This is a genomic window from Pseudomonas citronellolis (assembly GCF_900112375.1).
GTDB classification, from domain to species: Bacteria; Pseudomonadota; Gammaproteobacteria; order Pseudomonadales; family Pseudomonadaceae; genus Pseudomonas; species Pseudomonas citronellolis.
Map to the genome: position 1 here is coordinate 1 of NZ_FOLS01000043.1, position 15,234 is coordinate 15,234.

Sequence of the window (15,234 nt, forward strand, 5' to 3'; positions counted from 1 at the left end):
CTGATCGTTGCTCAGGTTGCCTTTGGTGCGGTATTTGCCATTGCTCTGCAGAACCGCAATGTCGAAAGTTTTCTTGGCGATATCCACGCCCACTACGATGGCCATAACTCCTGCTACCTCTTACAGCTTTACATCATCAGCACTCCACTCCATCCAACCTTGCCTATGCGAGCTACCACCGGGTGGGGCTCCAGATACCGTTCGGACTCACGAGTGGATTGGGAAGGCAGGAGACTATCTACAGTGCAGGCTCGTAGCCTAGGAGCGGACACGTCTTCCTGGTCTTCCTTCCGGTGATCAGCCGGAGACTACCCGCCGTTATGGCGGGTCGTCGACATACAAGGAGCGGACTCCGTCCGCGATCGGCCGATCCCATGCACGATCGCTTGGCGAGCCCCCCAGAACGAAAAAGCGCGCCCTCAGGCGCGCTTTGTCTTCCCCAGCAAAACCACTCAGATCTCCACCTGCGTCCCCAGCTCGATCACCCGGTTCAGCGGCAGGTTGAAGTAGCGCAGGTTGCCGTTGGCATTCTTCAGCAGGAAGGCGAACAGCCCCTCGCGCCAGCGCGCCATGCCTATGCGCCGGGACGGGATGACCGTCTCGCGGCTGAGGAAGTAGGTGGTGCGCATGGGGCTGAAGTCCAGCTCGTTGAGGTGGCAGTACTTCAGCGCCGCCGGGATGTCCGGGTCCTCCATGAAGCCGAAGTGCAGCAGCACGCGGAAGAAGCCCTCGCCGTAGGCATCCACCTCGAAGCGGCGGTCGGTGGCGACCCGCGGGCTGTCTTCGTTGACCACCGTGAGCAGCACCACCTGCTCGTGCAGCACCTGGTTGTGCAGCAGGTTGTGCAACAACGCGTGGGGCACGGCGTCGGAACGCGCGGTGAGGAACACGGCGGTGCCCTGCACGCGGTGCGGCGGCTGCGAGCGGATGCTGGCGATGAACAGCGGCAGCGGCAGCGAGCCTTCGTCCAGGCGCTCCACCAGCAACTGGCGGCCGCGCTTCCAGGTGGTCATCAGGATGAACAGGGCGATACCGGCCACCACCGGGAAGGCGCCGCCCTGCACCACCTTCGGCAGGTTGGCCGAGAAGAACAGCACGTCCACCAGCAGCATCATGCAGAAGAACGGAATGGCCAGCCACAGCGGCCACTTCCAGTGCAGCCAGAGCACCACGCCCATCAGCAGGGTGGTCACCAGCATGGTCCCGGTCACCGCCACGCCGTAGGCCGAGGCCAGCGCCGCGGACGACTCGAAGCCCAGCACCAGCAGCACCACGCCGACCATCAGCGCCCAGTTCACCCCGGCGATGTAGATCTGCCCCTGCTCCTGGCTGGAGGTGTGCTGCACGAACATGCGCGGCACGAAGCCCAGCTGGATGGCCTGGCGGGTCAGCGAGAAGGCCCCGGAAATCACCGCCTGGGAGGCGATCACCGTGGCCACGGTGGACAGCGCTACCATCGGCAGCAACGCCCAGGACGGCGCCAGCAGGTAGAAAGGGTTGCGCGCGGCCTCCGGGTTGTAGAGGATCATCGCGCCCTGGCCGAAGTAGTTCAGCACCAGGCCCGGCAGCACCAGGGCGAACCAGGCGCGGGAAATCGGCTTGCGGCCGAAGTGGCCCATGTCCGCGTACAGCGCCTCGGCGCCGGTCAGCGCCAGCACGGTGGCGCCGAGGATGGCCACGCCGATGCCCGGGTGGACGATGAAGAAGTTCGCCGCCCAGTAGGGGTTCATCGCGTTCAGCACCACCGGGTGCTGGTAGATGCCGTACAGGCCGAGCGCGCCCAGCACCACGAACCAGATCACCATCACCGGGCCGAACAGGATGCCGATGCGCGCCGTGCCATGGCGCTGGATGAGGAACAGGCCGACCAGCACGATCAGCGCCAGCGGCACCACCCAGTGCTCCAGGCCGTCGAAGGCGATCTCCAGGCCCTCGATGGCCGAGAGCACCGAGATCGCCGGGGTGATCATGCTGTCGCCATAGAACAGCGAGGCGCCGAACAGGCCCAGCACCACCAGCACCGAACTCAGCCGCGGGTAATCGTGGGCGGCGCGGCGCGCCAGCGCGGTCAGCGCCATCACCCCGCCCTCGCCCTGGTTGTCGGCGCGCAGGACGAAGATCACGTACTTGATCGAGACCACCCAGACCAGCGACCAGAAGATCAGCGAGAGGATGCCGAGGATGGCGTCGTGCCCCACCTGCACGCCGTAGCCGCCGACGAAGACTTCCTTGAGCGTGTACAGCGGGCTGGTACCGATATCGCCGTAGCAGACGCCCACCGCGGCCACCATCATGCCCAGGGCGGAGCTTGAATGGTTTTCCTGCTGCTCCGCGGTTCCAGCGCTGGCGTTGGACATGTAACAAAATTCCTCTAGGAAAAATTCGGCGCATCCTGCGCCGACGGGCCCCGCGATGCAAGAGCCACGAAAACCTGATCTGAGTGACTATAGAAGGTGTTTGCCGCCCTTACCCTGTGTCCGGCGGCGCTTTCGCCGGCCGCTGCGGCAGCTTGTCTCACGGAGGCTGGTCAAGCGCGCGGGACGCCGCTAGAATTGCGCACTTTTTGATCAGAGGCGCCGCCAGCGCGCCCTTAGAGGTTAGCCGCCCATGTCCACCGCAACGCCCAAAGTCGGTTTCGTCAGCCTCGGTTGCCCCAAGGCAACGGTCGACTCCGAACGCATCCTCACCCAGCTGCGCATGGAGGGCTACGAGATCGTGCCCACCTACGAGGACGCCGACGTCGTTGTGGTGAACACCTGCGGCTTCATCGACAGCGCCAAGGCCGAATCCCTGGACGCCATCGGCGAGGCCATCGCCGAGAACGGCAAGGTCATCGTCACCGGCTGCATGGGCGTGGCCGAGGACAGCATCCGTGACGTGCACCCCAGCGTGCTGGCCGTGACCGGCCCGCAGCAGTACGAGCAGGTGGTCAGCGCCGTGCACGAGGTGGTGCCGCCCAAGGCCGAGCACAACCCGCTGATCGACCTGGTGCCGCCGCAGGGCATCAAGCTCACCCCGCGCCACTATGCCTACCTGAAGATTTCCGAGGGCTGCAACCACAGTTGCAGCTTCTGCATCATCCCGTCGATGCGCGGCAAGCTGGTCAGCCGTCCGGTGGGCGACGTGCTCAGCGAGGCCCAGCGCCTGGTCAAGGCCGGCGTCAAGGAACTGCTGGTGATCTCCCAGGACACCAGCGCCTACGGCGTGGACCTGAAGTACAAGCTGGACTTCTGGGACGGCCAGCCGGTGAAGACGCGCATGCTGGAGCTGTGCGAAGCGCTGTCGAGCATGGGCGTGTGGGTGCGCCTGCACTACGTCTACCCCTACCCCAACGTCGACGACGTCATCCCGCTGATGGCCCAGGGCAAGCTGCTGCCCTACCTGGACATTCCCTTCCAGCACGCCAGCCCGAAAGTGCTCAAGTCCATGAAGCGCCCGGCCTTCGAAGACAAGACCCTGGCGCGCATCAAGAAGTGGCGCGAGCTCTGCCCCGAGCTGACCATCCGTTCGACCTTCATCGTCGGCTTCCCCGGCGAGACCGAGGAAGACTTCCAGTACCTGCTGGACTGGCTGACCGAAGCCCAGCTCGACCGCGTCGGCTGCTTCCAGTACTCCCCGGTGGAAGGCGCCCCGGCCAACGACCTGGGCCTGGAGCCGGTGCCGGACGAGGTCAAGCAGGAGCGCTGGGAGCGCTTCATGGCGCACCAGCAGGCGATTTCCGCCGCGCGCCTGCAACTGAAAGTGGGCAAGGAAATCGACGTGCTGATCGACGAAGTGGATGCCGAAGGCGCGGTGGGCCGTTCCTGGGCCGACGCCCCGGAGATCGACGGCGCCGTCTACATCGATACCTTCGACGTGAAGCCGGGCGACAAGGTGCGTGTGCGCATCACCGATGCCGACGAGTACGATCTCTGGGCCGAACTGGCCTGAGTCGCCGAAAGCCCCGCCTTGCGGGGCTTTTTCTTTCAACCGGGACACTACCGATGCTCAACAACGACATCCTGCGCAGCCTGCGCTACAGCCTCGACATCGCCGACCACGAGGTCGCCGCCATCGCCGGCCTGGCCGGATTGACGCTGGACGAGGCCGAAGTCGCCGCGCTGCTGGCCCGCGAGGACGAACCCGGCTACCGCGAGTGCCCGGACGAGGTGCTGGCGCGCTTTCTCGACGGCCTGATCATCCACCGCCGCGGCCGCGACGACAGCCGGCCGCTGCCGCCGCTGGAGCTGCCGTTGACCAACAACCTGGTGTTGAAGAAGCTGCGGGTGGCTTTCGAACTGCGCGACCACGATCTGCTGGCGATTCTCGACGAGGCCGGGCTGGTGATGACCAAGGGGGAACTCAACGCGCTGTTCCGTGCTCCCGGTCACGGCAACTACCGTCCCTGTGGCGACCAGTTGCTGCGCAATTTCCTCAAGGGCCTGGCCCAGCGCTCCGATCTCTAACCTGTCATTCCCGCGAACGCGGGAACCCAGTGGCTTCTTGTTTGGGTGTGACGCGCCGCTCCGAGTTTGCGGAGATTTTTTGTTTCGCCCCCTCGGGCGAGTCACTTCTTTCAAACGCCAAAGAAGTAACCAAGAAGGCTTGCCCCAACATACGGGCCCGATAAAGCCGGGCTACCCTCACGAACTCCCCCGCCACGGAGGCCCGCCCCGAGGGTACGTCCCTGTATCCCGCGGGGCTCTCGCGACATCCATGTCGCATGACCTCCTGAGCGCCGGTTTCGCTCGGCCTTCTGAAGGGGCGTTCCGGTGCGCTCGGCTATTTCTCTGGAAGTCCCAAAGCAAAAGCCAGAGCAGGGCTGCTTTTGCTCTTCGTAGGAGCGAGCTTGCTCGCGAACCCCGCAGTCACTGGGTTATTCCCCTTCGGGCCAGCGCAAGCGCTGTTCGCGATGGAGCCGCGTCCCGCGTTCGCGGGAATGACGGGGGTGGAGGATGGTGCCGGACTGGCAAGCCACTCAGGACAGCCCCCTCTCCCTTCAGGGAGAGGGCTGGGGAGAGGGTTACGGACTTCGCCCCCACACCTCTGCCAATCCTGTACCCCGCCCCCTCCCTAACCCTCCCCCGCAAGCGGGAGAGGGAACCGTTCGGCGTGAAGCGCAATCACCAGCCTCCCTGAATCACAGTACGCAAATCATAGGGCGCGAATAGCAGGAGAACGGCTCCAGGGAGACACGGACGTAGGAGCGGACTCCGTCCGCGATTGGATTCCCCGGCCACACCGAATACCCCGACGGCACGGAGCGGAGCCAGGATTAGCCCCCCGCCAAACCGAAGCACCACCCAAATGAACAGCATCACCACCCTGCCGGCCTTTCCATTGACCCATCTATCCTTCCCTCGACCACTCCACCACGCCGGAAACACCACCATGCTCCTGCGCCTGGCCGCCGACGCCGTGGTGCTGCTGCACCTGGCCTTCATCCTCTTCGTCGTCCTCGGCGGCCCACTGGTGCTGCGCTGGCCGCGCCTGGCCTGGCTGCACCTGCCGGCCGCGGCCTGGGGCGTTACCGTGGAGTGGCTGCAGCTGGTCTGCCCATTGACGCCACTGGAAAACCACCTGCGCCGCGCCGCCGGCGAACAGGGCTACGCTGGCGGCTTCGTCGAGCACTACCTGATCCCGCTGATCTACCCGCCCGGCCTGACACCCGCCGTGCAACTGCTGCTGGGCACGCTGGTCGCGGCGCTCACCCTGGCCTGCTACGGCTGGCTGTTGCTGCGCAGGCGCCGGCGATGACGCAAGCGGCGGGGGTTTGCCGTGCCGATCGGGTAACATGGCGGCCCCTGCTCCACGCGCGTGCCGCCATGTCCTACTCCGTCTCCCCCATCGGCCATATCCGCTCCTGCTTCAAGGAGAAGTTCGCCATCCCGCGCCAACCGCAGCTGGCCCCGGCGGCGCGGGGCGTGCTGGAGCTGCTGCCACCATTCGACGGCGGCGAGGCGGTGGAAGGCCTGGAGCAGGTCAGCCACGTCTGGCTGCTGTTCCTCTTCCACCAGGCCCTGGAAGACAAGCCGCGGCTCAAGGTGCGCCCGCCGCGCCTGGGCGGCAACCGTTCCCTGGGCGTGTTCGCCACCCGCGCCACACATCGCCCCAACGGCATCGGCCAATCGGTGGTGCGCCTGGAGAAGGTCGAGCCCGGGCGCCTGTGGCTGTCGGGCATCGACCTGCTGGACGGCACCCCGGTGCTCGACATCAAGCCCTACGTGCCCTACGCCGACGCCGTGGCCGACGCGCGCAACGGCATCGCCGAGGCGCCGCCGGCGCCGATCCCGGTGCAGTGGAGCGACGCCGCCCTGGCCCAGGCCCGGGAGCAGGCCCTGCGCCTGGGCGAGCCGGTGGTCGAGCTGGTCGAACAGTGCCTGGCCCAGGACCCGCGCCCGGCCTACCAGCAACCCACGCCCGAACGCCGCTACGGCGCACGCCTGTGGGACCTGGATGTGCATTGGCATTACCCCGAGGCTGGGGTGATCCGGGTACTGGATGTGCAACCCGCGTTTCGCCGCCTCACCCCGTAGGGCGGATAACGCCTACGGCTTATCCGCCGAATCGCGGACGGAGTCCGCTCCTACGGTTCCAGGAAGCACGGTCGTAGGAGCGGATTCATCCGCGATTGGATTTACCGGCCACGCCGGACCCTACGCACTCCTACGCACGGCATTTCCCCGTATCCGCCATGAACGAAAAAGCCCGCCGGGTGGCGGGCTTTTTCAGCGGGCTGCGCTTACTTCTCGACGAAGGCGCGCTCGATCAGGTAGTCGCCCGGCTCGCCCATGCGCGGGGAGATCTGCAGGCCGAAGCCGTTCAGCACTTCGCTGGTCTCGTCCAGCATGCTCGGGCTGCCGCAGATCATGGCGCGGTCGTCCTGCGGGTTCATCGGCGGCAGGCCGATGTCGGCGAACAGCTTGCCGCTGCGCATCAGGTCGGTCTGGCGGCCCATGTTGCGGAACTCTTCACGGGTGACCAGGGGGTAGTAGATCAGCTTTTCTTTCACCATGTCGCCGAAGTACTCGTGCTCCGGCAGGACCTTGGTGATGAAGTCGGCGTAGGCCAGCTCGCTGACCCAGCGCACGCCGTGGACCAGGATGACCTTGTCGAACTTCTCGTAGACTTCCGGGTCCTGGATCACGCTCAGGAACGGCGCCATGCCGGTGCCGGTGCTCAGCAGGTACAGGTGCTTGCCGGGCTTGAGGTCGTCCAGCACCAGGGTGCCGGTGGGCTTGCGGCTGACCATCAGCTCGTCGCCTTCCTTCAGGTGCTGCAGACGCGAGGTCAGCGGGCCGTCCGGGACCTTGATGCTGAAGAACTCCAGGTGCTCCTCGTAGTTCGGGCTGGCGATGGAGTAGGCGCGCATCAGCGGGCGACCGTTGACTTCCAGGCCGATCATCACGAACTGGCCAGTCTTGAAGCGCAGGCCCGGATTACGGGTGGTCTTGAAGCTGAAGAGAGTGTCGTTCCAGTGGTGCACGCTGAGAACGCGCTCGGTGTACAGGTTGCTCATCAAGGACTCCTAGAGATTCGTGGCGCACCCCAGCAGATCCCGGACGTAGCGCGATTGCGCGACATTTTATAGGGGGCGAGAATATCCGCAAAATAAATTATCTGGATATTGCTAATCCAAAACGCAGATAAGGGACGACTGGCGGCCGGCGCGCGCCAGATTACGCCCCCTGCCGCCCCGCCAGGGGCGACCGAATGTCGCGCCTCTCGCCCGCTACGGAGCCACCCGAACCGATGAAATTCACCCTGCGCCAGATGGAAGTCTTCGTCGCCGTGGCCCAGCAGGAAAGCGTGTCGCGCGCCGCCGAGGCACTCTCGCTGTCGCAGTCGGCCACCAGCACGGCCCTGGGCGAGCTGGAGCGGCAGTTCGACTGCAAGCTGTTCGACCGCGCCGGCAAGCGCCTGACTTTGAACGCCCTGGGCCGCCAGTTGCTGCCCCAGGCGGTGGCGCTGCTGGACCGCGGCAGCGAGATCGAGACGCTGCTCAACGGCAAGAGCGCCTTCGGCTCCCTGGACCTGGGCGCCACCCTGACCATCGGCAACTACCTGGCCACCCTGCTGATCGGCACCTTCATGCAGCGCCAGCCGGACTGCCGGGTGCGCCTGCACGTGCACAACACCGCCCACGTGGTGCAGCGCATCGCCCACTACGAGCTGGACCTGGGCCTGATCGAGGGCGACTGCCAGCACCCGGACATCGAGGTGCAGCCGTGGATGGAGGACGAGCTGGTGGTGTTCTGCGCACCGCAGCACCCGCTGGCCAACGCCGGGCCGGTGGACCTGCAGCGGCTCAGCAGCGAGGCCTGGATCCTCCGCGAGCAGGGCTCGGGCACCCGCCTGACCTTCGACCAGGCCATGCGCCACCACATCGAGCCGCTGAATATCCGCCTGGAGCTGGAGCACACCGAGGCGATCAAGCGCGCCGTGGAGTCGGGCCTGGGCATCGGCTGCATCTCGCGCCTGGCCCTGCGCGACGCCTTCCGCCGCGGCAGCCTGGTGCCGGTGGATACCCCGCAGCTGGACCTGCGCCGGCAGTTCTATTTCATCTGGCACCGGCAGAAGTACCAGACCGCGACCATGCGCGAATTCCTCGACCTGTGCCGCAGCGAGACGGCGGGCATCAGCCGCAGCGACGAGATCGTGCTGCCGATGATTCCCTGAGGCGGGCCTGCCGAACGACCGTAGGAGCAATTGTCTATTGGGTTCCCGCGTTCGCGGGAATGACGTTGGAAAACATGACTTTCATCCCGTCATTCCCGCGTTCGCGGGAACCCAGAAAACAGCGTAGAACCTCGTCCGCGATAGCCGGAGATTGCGGCACGATTTGCGGATAAGATCCGCTCCTACGCTACCCCACCCACACCACTCCATGTAGGAGCGCGCCCTGCGCGCGAATCGCGGGCAGGGCCCGCTCCTACAGGTAACGGCGCAGGCTCAGCCGAGCAGGATCACCGCCCAGGTCACGGTGATGATGCTCAGCGCGACGAACTGCGCGGCGCTGCCCATGTCCTTGGCGTTCTTCGACAGCGGGTGGCGCTCCAGGGAGACGCGGTCGACCACCGCTTCCACCGCCGAGTTGAGCAGTTCGACGATCAGCGCCAGCAGGCACACGGCGATCATCAGCGCGCGTTCGCCGCGGCTGACGTCGCAGAAGAACGCCAGCGGGACGAGGATGACGTTGATCAGCACCAGTTGGCGGAAGGCCGCCTCGCCACGGAAGGCGGCTACGAAACCGGCCATGGAGTAGCCGGCGGCGTTGAGGATGCGCTTCAGGCCGGTCTGGCCCTTGAAGGGGGAAGAAGTCACGAAGGGCTCTCTGCGAAAAAAGACGCGGCACTCTAAACCAGGTGCCGTAGGAAAATGTGAAACAAAGGTCACGGACGGCCGATCAGGCGCCCGGAACCGTTTCCATCTGTTGCAGCAACAGCGCCGCCTGGGTGCGGGTGCGCACGTTGAGTTTGCGGAAGATAGCCGTGACGTGGGCCTTCACCGTCGCCTCGGAGACGTTCAGCTCGAAGGCGATCTGCTTGTTCAGCAGGCCCTCGCAGACCATGGTCAGCACGCGGAACTGCTGCGGCGTCAGGCTCGCCAGGCCGGCGCTGGCGGCGCGCACTTCCTCGCTCAGCTCGGTCACCGCGTCGGCCTGCGGCGGCCACCAGACGTCGCCGTCGAGCACGGTGCGCACCGCCTGCTGCAGGGTGGCCATCTCGCTGGACTTGGGGATGAAGCCGCTGGCGCCGAACTCGCGGGAACGCTGCACCACGGCGGCGTCCTCCTGGGCCGAGATCATCACCACCGGGATCTGCGGGTACTGCCCGCGCAGCAGCACCAGGCCGGAAAAGCCGTAGGCGCCGGGCATGTTCAGGTCCAGCAGGACCAGGTCCCAGTCGGCCTTCTCGTTGAGCCTGGCTTCCAGCTCGGCGATGCTCGCCGCCTCCACCAGTTTCGCTTCGGGGCCCAGGCCCAAGGTGAGGGCCTGGTGCAGGGCACTGCGGAACAGCGGATGATCGTCAGCGATCAGGATTTCATAGGAAGCCATGTAAGTTCCTTGATGGCCAGGCTCGATCCCGCCGCGGATAACGGCAGGGCCAGCATGGGAAAGGTCGTGACCTGATTGGCGCATTGTACGCAAATGCATCGGCCGATGCCTGCCGAGAATGCAGATGCGGGCGACTCCCAGCGCACCCGCTGACGGGATGGACAGCTTTTCAAAGTCCCCGGCTTGCGGCAGAGTTGCGCTCTTTTTTTGCCTGCCGAGAACACCATGAAGAGCCACGCCCTGCGCGCCGATATCCTGATGCTGGTCACCGCCATGATCTGGGGCGTGTCCTTCGTCGCGCAGCGCCTGGGGATGGATGCCATCGGGCCCTTCCTCTATACCGGCCTGCGCTTCGCCCTCGGCGCGCTGATGCTGCTGCCGCTGCTGGCCTGGTCGGCCAGGCGCGGCGCCCAGCCGTTCAACCGCGGCCTGCTGCTGGCCGGCCTGGCCATCGGCACTGCGCTGACCCTGGGCATCAACCTGCAGCAGGTCGGCCTGCTGTTCACCAGCGTGACCAACTCCGGCTTCATCACCGGCCTGTACGTGATCATCGTGCCGCTGCTCGGCCTGCTGCTCGGCCACCGCACCGGCACGGGCACCTGGCTCGGCGCGGCGCTGGCGGTGGTGGGCATGGCCATGCTGAGCATCGGCCCGGGCTTCAAGGTGGCCTCCGGCGACTGGCTGCAACTGACCGGCGCGCTGGTGTGGGGCTGCCACGTGTTGCTGGTGGGCCTGTTCGCCAGCCGCTACGACCCTATCCGCCTGGCCTTCCTGCAGTTCGTCACCTGCTCGGTGGTGAGCATGGCGCTGGCGCTGATGTTCGAGGAGATCCACTGGGACGCCATCGCCCAGGCCGGCCCGGCGCTGCTCTACGGCGGCCTGCTCGGCGTCGGCACCGGCTTCACCCTGCAGGTGATCGCGCAGAAGGACGCCATCGCCTCCCACGCCGCCATCATCCTGTCCCTGGAAGCGGTATTCGCCGCCATCGCCGGGGCGATCTTCCTCGACGAGAGCCTGCACGCGCGCGGTTACTTCGGCTGCGCGCTGATGCTAGCCGGCATGCTGGTGGCCCAGCTGTGGCCGCAGAAGAAGGCCGCGGCGGCCTGAATCCTAGAGCGCGGTGTAGGGCCGCAGGGCCTGGTGCGCCGAGCTCTGCTCGTCCAGCCCGCGCTGGTGCTTGGCGCCCAGGTAGCGCTCGCTGAACACGTCCAGGTAGGCATCCAGCGCATCCCCCGCGCGCTGGTCGCCAGCCAGGCCCAGGCACAGTGCCGCCACTTCCGCGGTGCACAGGTGCTCGTCGAACTTGGAGCGGCGCAGGCGATAGCGCGACAGCGCGTCCGGGGTGATGCTCAGCACCGGGAAGCGGTCCAGGTAGGGGCTCTTGCGGAACATCTTGCGCGCCTCGTTCCAGGTGGCGTCCAGCAGGATGAACAGCGGGCGCTTGCCGGGCTGCGGCGCGACCTTCTCCACCACCCGCTCGGCGGCGACGAACTCCCCCGGGAACACCACGTAGGGCTGCCACTGCGTATCGTCCAGCAGCGCCAGCAGGGCCGGGTCGACCTCGATCCGCGACCAGCCGAAGGCCCAGGTGTCCGGCACCGTCTCGGCGATCAGCCAGCCGGTGTTGCTCGGCTTCAGCGGCTCGGTGTCGAACATCACCAGGCACATGCCGGCGTTAGCCTGCACCTGCGGCTGCCAGGCGCACATGCAGTAGTCCGGGCGCAGGCGGCAGCCGGCGCAGCGCGGCGAACGCGAGCCGCGGGCCACGAAGGGCTTCACGCAACGGGCCAGGCGCTCGGCGCGCAGGCGGGCGACGGCATGGTTCTTGGTAGCGGGATGGACGGGCGACATCGGCGACTCGGGAGGGCGATCACGGCGGGCGGCGATTGTAACAGAGCCCCTGCGCGCCAAGGCCGCTCGGCAGCCAGGCGGTTTTCAGGGACAATGAGGGATTTGCGGCGCCGGCGAACCGTGCCGGCGTCGCGCGGTCGAATACGCACCCGTTTCAGGAGAAGCCCATGCTGCGCCTAACCGCCCTCGCCCTCTGCCTCGTCCTGCCCGCGGCCCACGCCGCGTCGCTCAAGGACTTCGAACTGGCCAAGACACTGGAGAAAGTCGCCAAGGAAAGCAGCGAAGGCACTCCGCGCGCGATCAACGAGGACATCCTCGACCAGGGCTACACCGTCGAAGGCAACCAGTTGATCAACCACCTCAGCGTGCGCGCCAGCCACGCCGCGAAGATGCGCGCCAACCCCGAGAGCGTGCGCAGCCAGTTGGGCGACAGCGTGTGCAGCAACACCGGCTACCGCCAGTTGCTGGCCCAGGGCGCGGTGCTCACCTACGACTTCACCGAGTACCACAGCAACGCCCCGGTGGCCGTCGAGCGCTTCGATGCCGGCAGCTGCCGCATCAAGCTGCAGAAGTGAAGCCGGAGCCATGCTGGAGTCGGAAAAGCTCAACCTGCTGAAGATCGCCCGCACGCCGATGCCCTTCGGCAAGTACCAGGGACGCATGCTGGTGGACCTGCCGGAGGAGTACCTGCTGTGGTTCCAGCGCAATGACAGCTTTCCCAAGGGCGAGCTGGGCCGCCTGATGCAGATAGTGCTGGAGCTGAAGGTCGAGGGCCTTGATTCTCTGGTGAAACCGCTGAAGCGCTAAGACGCCTCAGCGTTTCAGCGCAGGGCCCGCGGGTCCCCCTTGCCGGCCAGCGCCGCGACCTCCTCGGCGGTCAGCAGCGCGCTGCGCGGTACTTCCAGCAGGCGCGCGCAGGCCGCCAGCACATCGCCCCAGCAGGCCCGGTTGGCGAACAGCATGCCGGGCTCGTCGAGGGTCCCGCCGCGGTTGCGGTAGCCCAGCACCGAGCTGCGCAGCGCATCCGGCAGGATCGGCCAGAGATGCCCGCGCGCCACTTCCGGGCGCATGTGGGTGAGCAGCACGCGGCGCCCGTAGGCGTCCGGGAACAGTTGCTCGATCAGCGCCTCGTCGGCCACCGCCGCCAGTTCCCAGTTGTCCCTCGGCGCGCGGAAGCGCCCCGGCTCCTGCAGGTAGACCAGGCGGTACGGGTAGCCGGCCTCGGCCAGACGCTCCACGGCGCGACGCATCTCACCGAGCTGGTAGCTGCCGTTGGCGATCAGCAGCAGCGGATCGCTGCCGGGATGTTCTTCCACCACGATGGCGCCATCGCGCGCCAGTTGTTCCGCCTGGGCCCGGTCGAACAGGTTCGGCCGCTCGCGCTTGGGCGCTACTACGCAGGCGAGCTGCCCACGGCTGCGGTAAATCTGCGGCAGCAGCGCCAGCAGGCTGTTGTGGTCGGCGGGGAACAGCACCCGCACCATGTCGCTCATCTCGCCGAGCAGGCTCTCGCAGAAGGTGGTGTCCTGGTGCGACTGCTGGTTCTTGCCGTTCTCCCAGGTGTGCGATGTGGCCACCAGCGGCCAGCCGAGCCAACCCGCCGGGCGCCCCGCCTCCTTCTGCAGGCGGGCGAAGATCAACGCCTGGCGCACCGCGCCGAGCATCTTCACGCAGAACGCCTCGTAGCTGGCCACCAGGTTGAGCCCGCCCTGGTTGGCCAGGCAGGCGGAAACCACGGCCTCCTCGTTGAGTGCGGTAATGACCCGCCCGTCGACGGCCTCCAGCGCGCTCTCCGGCTGGCAGACGCGGTGCCTCAGCGCCTTGAGCACGCCGCCCAGGCGGTTGCTGGCCAGCTCGTCGGGGTTGCCGACGCGGGCCCGCAGGTCCGGGTTCGCCGCGCACAGTTCGCTGAAGAAGCGGTCCAGCGCCAGCATCGGCGAGCACTGGTCGTTGCGGTAGTGCAGCTCCGGCAGGCTGGGCTCGATGGGCCGGCGCACCGCCAGCGGATTGTCGCGCTCCAGCAGGCGCCCCTGGCGGCTCGCGGTGAACAGTGCGCAGGCGGCGTCCAGCTCCGCTTCCGGCACCCACAGCCGCGCCGCATGGTGGTTGAACAATTCACGGGCGTTCTCGTCGTCGCGGGGGTTGCCCGGCAGCGGCAGGTTGTGCGCGGCGTTGCTGCCGGCGCCGTAGAAGCCGAAGCCCTTGACCGTCTCGGCGATGCCGTAGGGAATCGGCAGCGGGTACTGCAGGATGCCGCTGTTCTTCTCGTGGACGCGATGGGCCAGGCGCTGCTCCATCTCCCAGAGCGCGCAGACGAAGGCGGCCGGGTCGCGGCCGTCGAAACTCAGCGGGTCGAAGCCACAGCCGCTCAGGTGGTGCTTGAAGCCTTCCAGGCCCTCGCGGGTGCCCAGTTGGGTGCGCTGCTCGATGCGCCGGCCATTGGCGATCATCACCGGCAGGGCCACGCCGCAGTCCTCGGCGCGCCACCAGCGGGGCATCCAGTCGCTGCCGCGCTGCTCCTCGGCGGCGCCGTCGGAGAGGAAGGCCACCAGGGTCTCGCCGGGTAGCGGCAGGTGCGCGTACTGCAGTTCGGCGAAGCCCAGGTAGCCGCCTTCGGCGATGCCGCCGGCGGTATGCGGGTTGACGTGGCTGCCCAGGGGCGCGGCGACGCTGCCATCCGGCGCCTGGGCGTAGCTGTAGAAGTCCTGCACCAGGCGCTCCAGGCCGGTGGCGTCGATGCTGTAGCGCCGCGCCTGCTCGGGCTGCAGGTTGGCGGTCAGCACGTTGAGCGCCTCGATGGCCGCCACGCAGTGCCCCTGCCCCATCAGCCAGCCGCGGGTGGTGCCGGTCAGGCCATTGAGCGCCAGGTAGCCGGCATAGGCTGGCACCATGTTCAGGGCGCCACCGGTGTGGCCCTCGGGGCTGGCCTTGAAGTCCTCGGCCTGCAGCGGCGTGCCGTCCAGATGCACACGGCGCGCGTAGGTCATGTGCACCACCAGCCAGAGCCCGGCGCAGGTCAGCCGGTCCAGCGCGCGGAACATCCGGTAGGTGCTCGCCAGGTCCGGCTGCAGGCCGGCTTGGACCAATTGATGAGCCACGCGGAAGACCGCAGCCTGGGTCAGCGCGCTATGCTCAAGCGGACCGTATCCGCTCAACCATTCGGCGAATGCCGGCTGCTCCGCCGCGTGCGCGGCCAGTTCGTCCGGACTGGGCAGTATCTGCGACATGCTCGACGTTCTCCCTGGGGCTATGGGGGAAGTCTAGGTCGCCGGATGGGAGCGGCGCTGACCTGTATCAACGCCATTTCGTTCCAGCTACGCGAGTCTGAAATACCGAATCCTGCTAAG

14 protein-coding genes are annotated in these 15,234 nt (G+C 67.0%); 8 read left to right on the forward strand and 6 right to left on the reverse strand.

Going from position 1 to position 15,234, the window contains the following annotated elements; translation table 11 throughout:
• Positions 1-452: 452 nt before the first annotated feature.
• The gene (locus BM060_RS28900) at positions 453-2,357 is read right to left on the reverse strand and encodes a potassium transporter Kup (RefSeq protein WP_061562501.1); all 1,905 of its coding nucleotides are present in this window, start codon (positions 2,355-2,357) and stop codon (positions 453-455) included.
• A 250-nt stretch (positions 2,358-2,607) separates the two neighbouring features.
• On the opposite strand from BM060_RS28900, the gene rimO reads away from it, so the two are divergent.
• The 4 genes from rimO (at position 2,608) to tsaA (ending at position 6,515) form a co-directional block, all read left to right on the forward strand.
• Entirely contained in the window at positions 2,608-3,930 is a 1,323-nt protein-coding gene (gene rimO, locus BM060_RS28905; protein ID WP_074985494.1) for a 30S ribosomal protein S12 methylthiotransferase RimO, read from the forward strand.
• 53 nt (positions 3,931-3,983) lie between these two features.
• Positions 3,984-4,445 carry a YehS family protein gene (locus BM060_RS28910; RefSeq protein ID WP_074985496.1) on the forward strand — a complete coding sequence of 154 codons (462 nt, stop codon included), beginning with the start codon at positions 3,984-3,986 and terminating at the stop codon, positions 4,443-4,445.
• 925 nt (positions 4,446-5,370) lie between these two features.
• Entirely contained in the window at positions 5,371-5,736 is a 366-nt protein-coding gene (locus BM060_RS28915; RefSeq protein WP_074985497.1) for a DUF2784 domain-containing protein, read from the forward strand.
• 68 nt (positions 5,737-5,804) lie between these two features.
• A complete protein-coding gene (gene tsaA / locus BM060_RS28920; protein WP_074985499.1) occupies positions 5,805-6,515 on the forward strand; it encodes a tRNA (N6-threonylcarbamoyladenosine(37)-N6)-methyltransferase TrmO in 711 nt (236 codons plus the stop codon).
• A gap of 206 nt (positions 6,516-6,721) precedes the next feature.
• On the opposite strand, the gene fpr is transcribed toward tsaA, so the two are convergent.
• On the reverse strand, positions 6,722-7,498 hold the full coding sequence (fpr, locus tag BM060_RS28925; RefSeq protein ID WP_009616858.1) for a ferredoxin-NADP reductase: 777 nt from the start codon (positions 7,496-7,498) through the stop codon (positions 6,722-6,724).
• A gap of 233 nt (positions 7,499-7,731) precedes the next feature.
• Between fpr and BM060_RS28930 the strand changes: the two genes are divergently transcribed.
• A complete protein-coding gene (locus BM060_RS28930; RefSeq protein ID WP_074985501.1) occupies positions 7,732-8,658 on the forward strand; it encodes a LysR family transcriptional regulator in 927 nt (308 codons plus the stop codon).
• Between the two features lie 273 nt (positions 8,659-8,931).
• On the opposite strand, the gene BM060_RS28935 is transcribed toward BM060_RS28930, so the two are convergent.
• Both BM060_RS28935 and erdR read right to left on the reverse strand, forming a co-directional pair.
• A complete protein-coding gene (locus tag BM060_RS28935) occupies positions 8,932-9,303 on the reverse strand; it encodes a diacylglycerol kinase (protein ID WP_009616854.1) in 372 nt (123 codons plus the stop codon).
• Positions 9,304-9,385: 82 nt separating this feature from the next.
• Complete coding sequence (erdR, locus tag BM060_RS28940; RefSeq protein WP_074985503.1) at positions 9,386-10,036, reverse strand: response regulator transcription factor ErdR; 651 nt, start codon at positions 10,034-10,036, stop codon at positions 9,386-9,388.
• 225 nt (positions 10,037-10,261) lie between these two features.
• On the opposite strand from erdR, the gene BM060_RS28945 reads away from it, so the two are divergent.
• Positions 10,262-11,143: a DMT family transporter gene (locus BM060_RS28945; RefSeq protein ID WP_074985505.1), complete on the forward strand. Its 882-nt coding sequence runs from the start codon at positions 10,262-10,264 to the stop codon at positions 11,141-11,143.
• Positions 11,144-11,146: 3 nt separating this feature from the next.
• Here BM060_RS28945 and BM060_RS28950 read toward each other — a convergent pair whose 3' ends face one another.
• Positions 11,147-11,887, reverse strand: a complete 741-nt coding sequence (locus BM060_RS28950; RefSeq protein WP_074985507.1) for a tRNA-uridine aminocarboxypropyltransferase — start codon at positions 11,885-11,887, stop codon at positions 11,147-11,149.
• A 167-nt stretch (positions 11,888-12,054) separates the two neighbouring features.
• Here BM060_RS28950 and BM060_RS28955 point away from each other — a divergent pair, with 167 nt between their 5' ends.
• Complete coding sequence (locus tag BM060_RS28955; RefSeq protein ID WP_043271144.1) at positions 12,055-12,462, forward strand: quorum-sensing-regulated virulence factor family protein; 408 nt, start codon at positions 12,055-12,057, stop codon at positions 12,460-12,462.
• A gap of 10 nt (positions 12,463-12,472) precedes the next feature.
• Positions 12,473-12,694 carry a DUF3820 family protein gene (locus BM060_RS28960; protein WP_009616847.1) on the forward strand — a complete coding sequence of 74 codons (222 nt, stop codon included), beginning with the start codon at positions 12,473-12,475 and terminating at the stop codon, positions 12,692-12,694.
• Between the two features lie 14 nt (positions 12,695-12,708).
• On the opposite strand, the gene BM060_RS28965 is transcribed toward BM060_RS28960, so the two are convergent.
• The gene (locus tag BM060_RS28965; protein ID WP_074985509.1) at positions 12,709-15,114 is read right to left on the reverse strand and encodes a phosphoketolase family protein; all 2,406 of its coding nucleotides are present in this window, start codon (positions 15,112-15,114) and stop codon (positions 12,709-12,711) included.
• Positions 15,115-15,234 lie beyond the last annotated feature (120 nt).

What these genes read in the sequence shown, in the direction of transcription:
- BM060_RS28900 (WP_061562501.1), bottom strand. Translation starts at nt 2,357, where the DNA reads ATGTCCAACGCCAGCGCTGGAACCGCGGAGCAGCAGGAAAACCATTCA.
- rimO (WP_074985494.1), top strand. Translation starts at nt 2,608, where the DNA reads ATGTCCACCGCAACGCCCAAAGTCGGTTTCGTCAGCCTCGGTTGCCCC.
- BM060_RS28910 (WP_074985496.1), top strand. Translation starts at nt 3,984, where the DNA reads ATGCTCAACAACGACATCCTGCGCAGCCTGCGCTACAGCCTCGACATC.
- BM060_RS28915 (WP_074985497.1), top strand. Translation starts at nt 5,371, where the DNA reads ATGCTCCTGCGCCTGGCCGCCGACGCCGTGGTGCTGCTGCACCTGGCC.
- tsaA (WP_074985499.1), top strand. Translation starts at nt 5,805, where the DNA reads ATGTCCTACTCCGTCTCCCCCATCGGCCATATCCGCTCCTGCTTCAAG.
- fpr (WP_009616858.1), bottom strand. Translation starts at nt 7,498, where the DNA reads ATGAGCAACCTGTACACCGAGCGCGTTCTCAGCGTGCACCACTGGAAC.
- BM060_RS28930 (WP_074985501.1), top strand. Translation starts at nt 7,732, where the DNA reads ATGAAATTCACCCTGCGCCAGATGGAAGTCTTCGTCGCCGTGGCCCAG.
- erdR (WP_074985503.1), bottom strand. Translation starts at nt 10,036, where the DNA reads ATGGCTTCCTATGAAATCCTGATCGCTGACGATCATCCGCTGTTCCGC.
- BM060_RS28945 (WP_074985505.1), top strand. Translation starts at nt 10,262, where the DNA reads ATGAAGAGCCACGCCCTGCGCGCCGATATCCTGATGCTGGTCACCGCC.
- BM060_RS28950 (WP_074985507.1), bottom strand. Translation starts at nt 11,887, where the DNA reads ATGTCGCCCGTCCATCCCGCTACCAAGAACCATGCCGTCGCCCGCCTG.
- BM060_RS28955 (WP_043271144.1), top strand. Translation starts at nt 12,055, where the DNA reads ATGCTGCGCCTAACCGCCCTCGCCCTCTGCCTCGTCCTGCCCGCGGCC.
- BM060_RS28960 (WP_009616847.1), top strand. Translation starts at nt 12,473, where the DNA reads ATGCTGGAGTCGGAAAAGCTCAACCTGCTGAAGATCGCCCGCACGCCG.
- BM060_RS28965 (WP_074985509.1), bottom strand. Translation starts at nt 15,114, where the DNA reads ATGTCGCAGATACTGCCCAGTCCGGACGAACTGGCCGCGCACGCGGCG.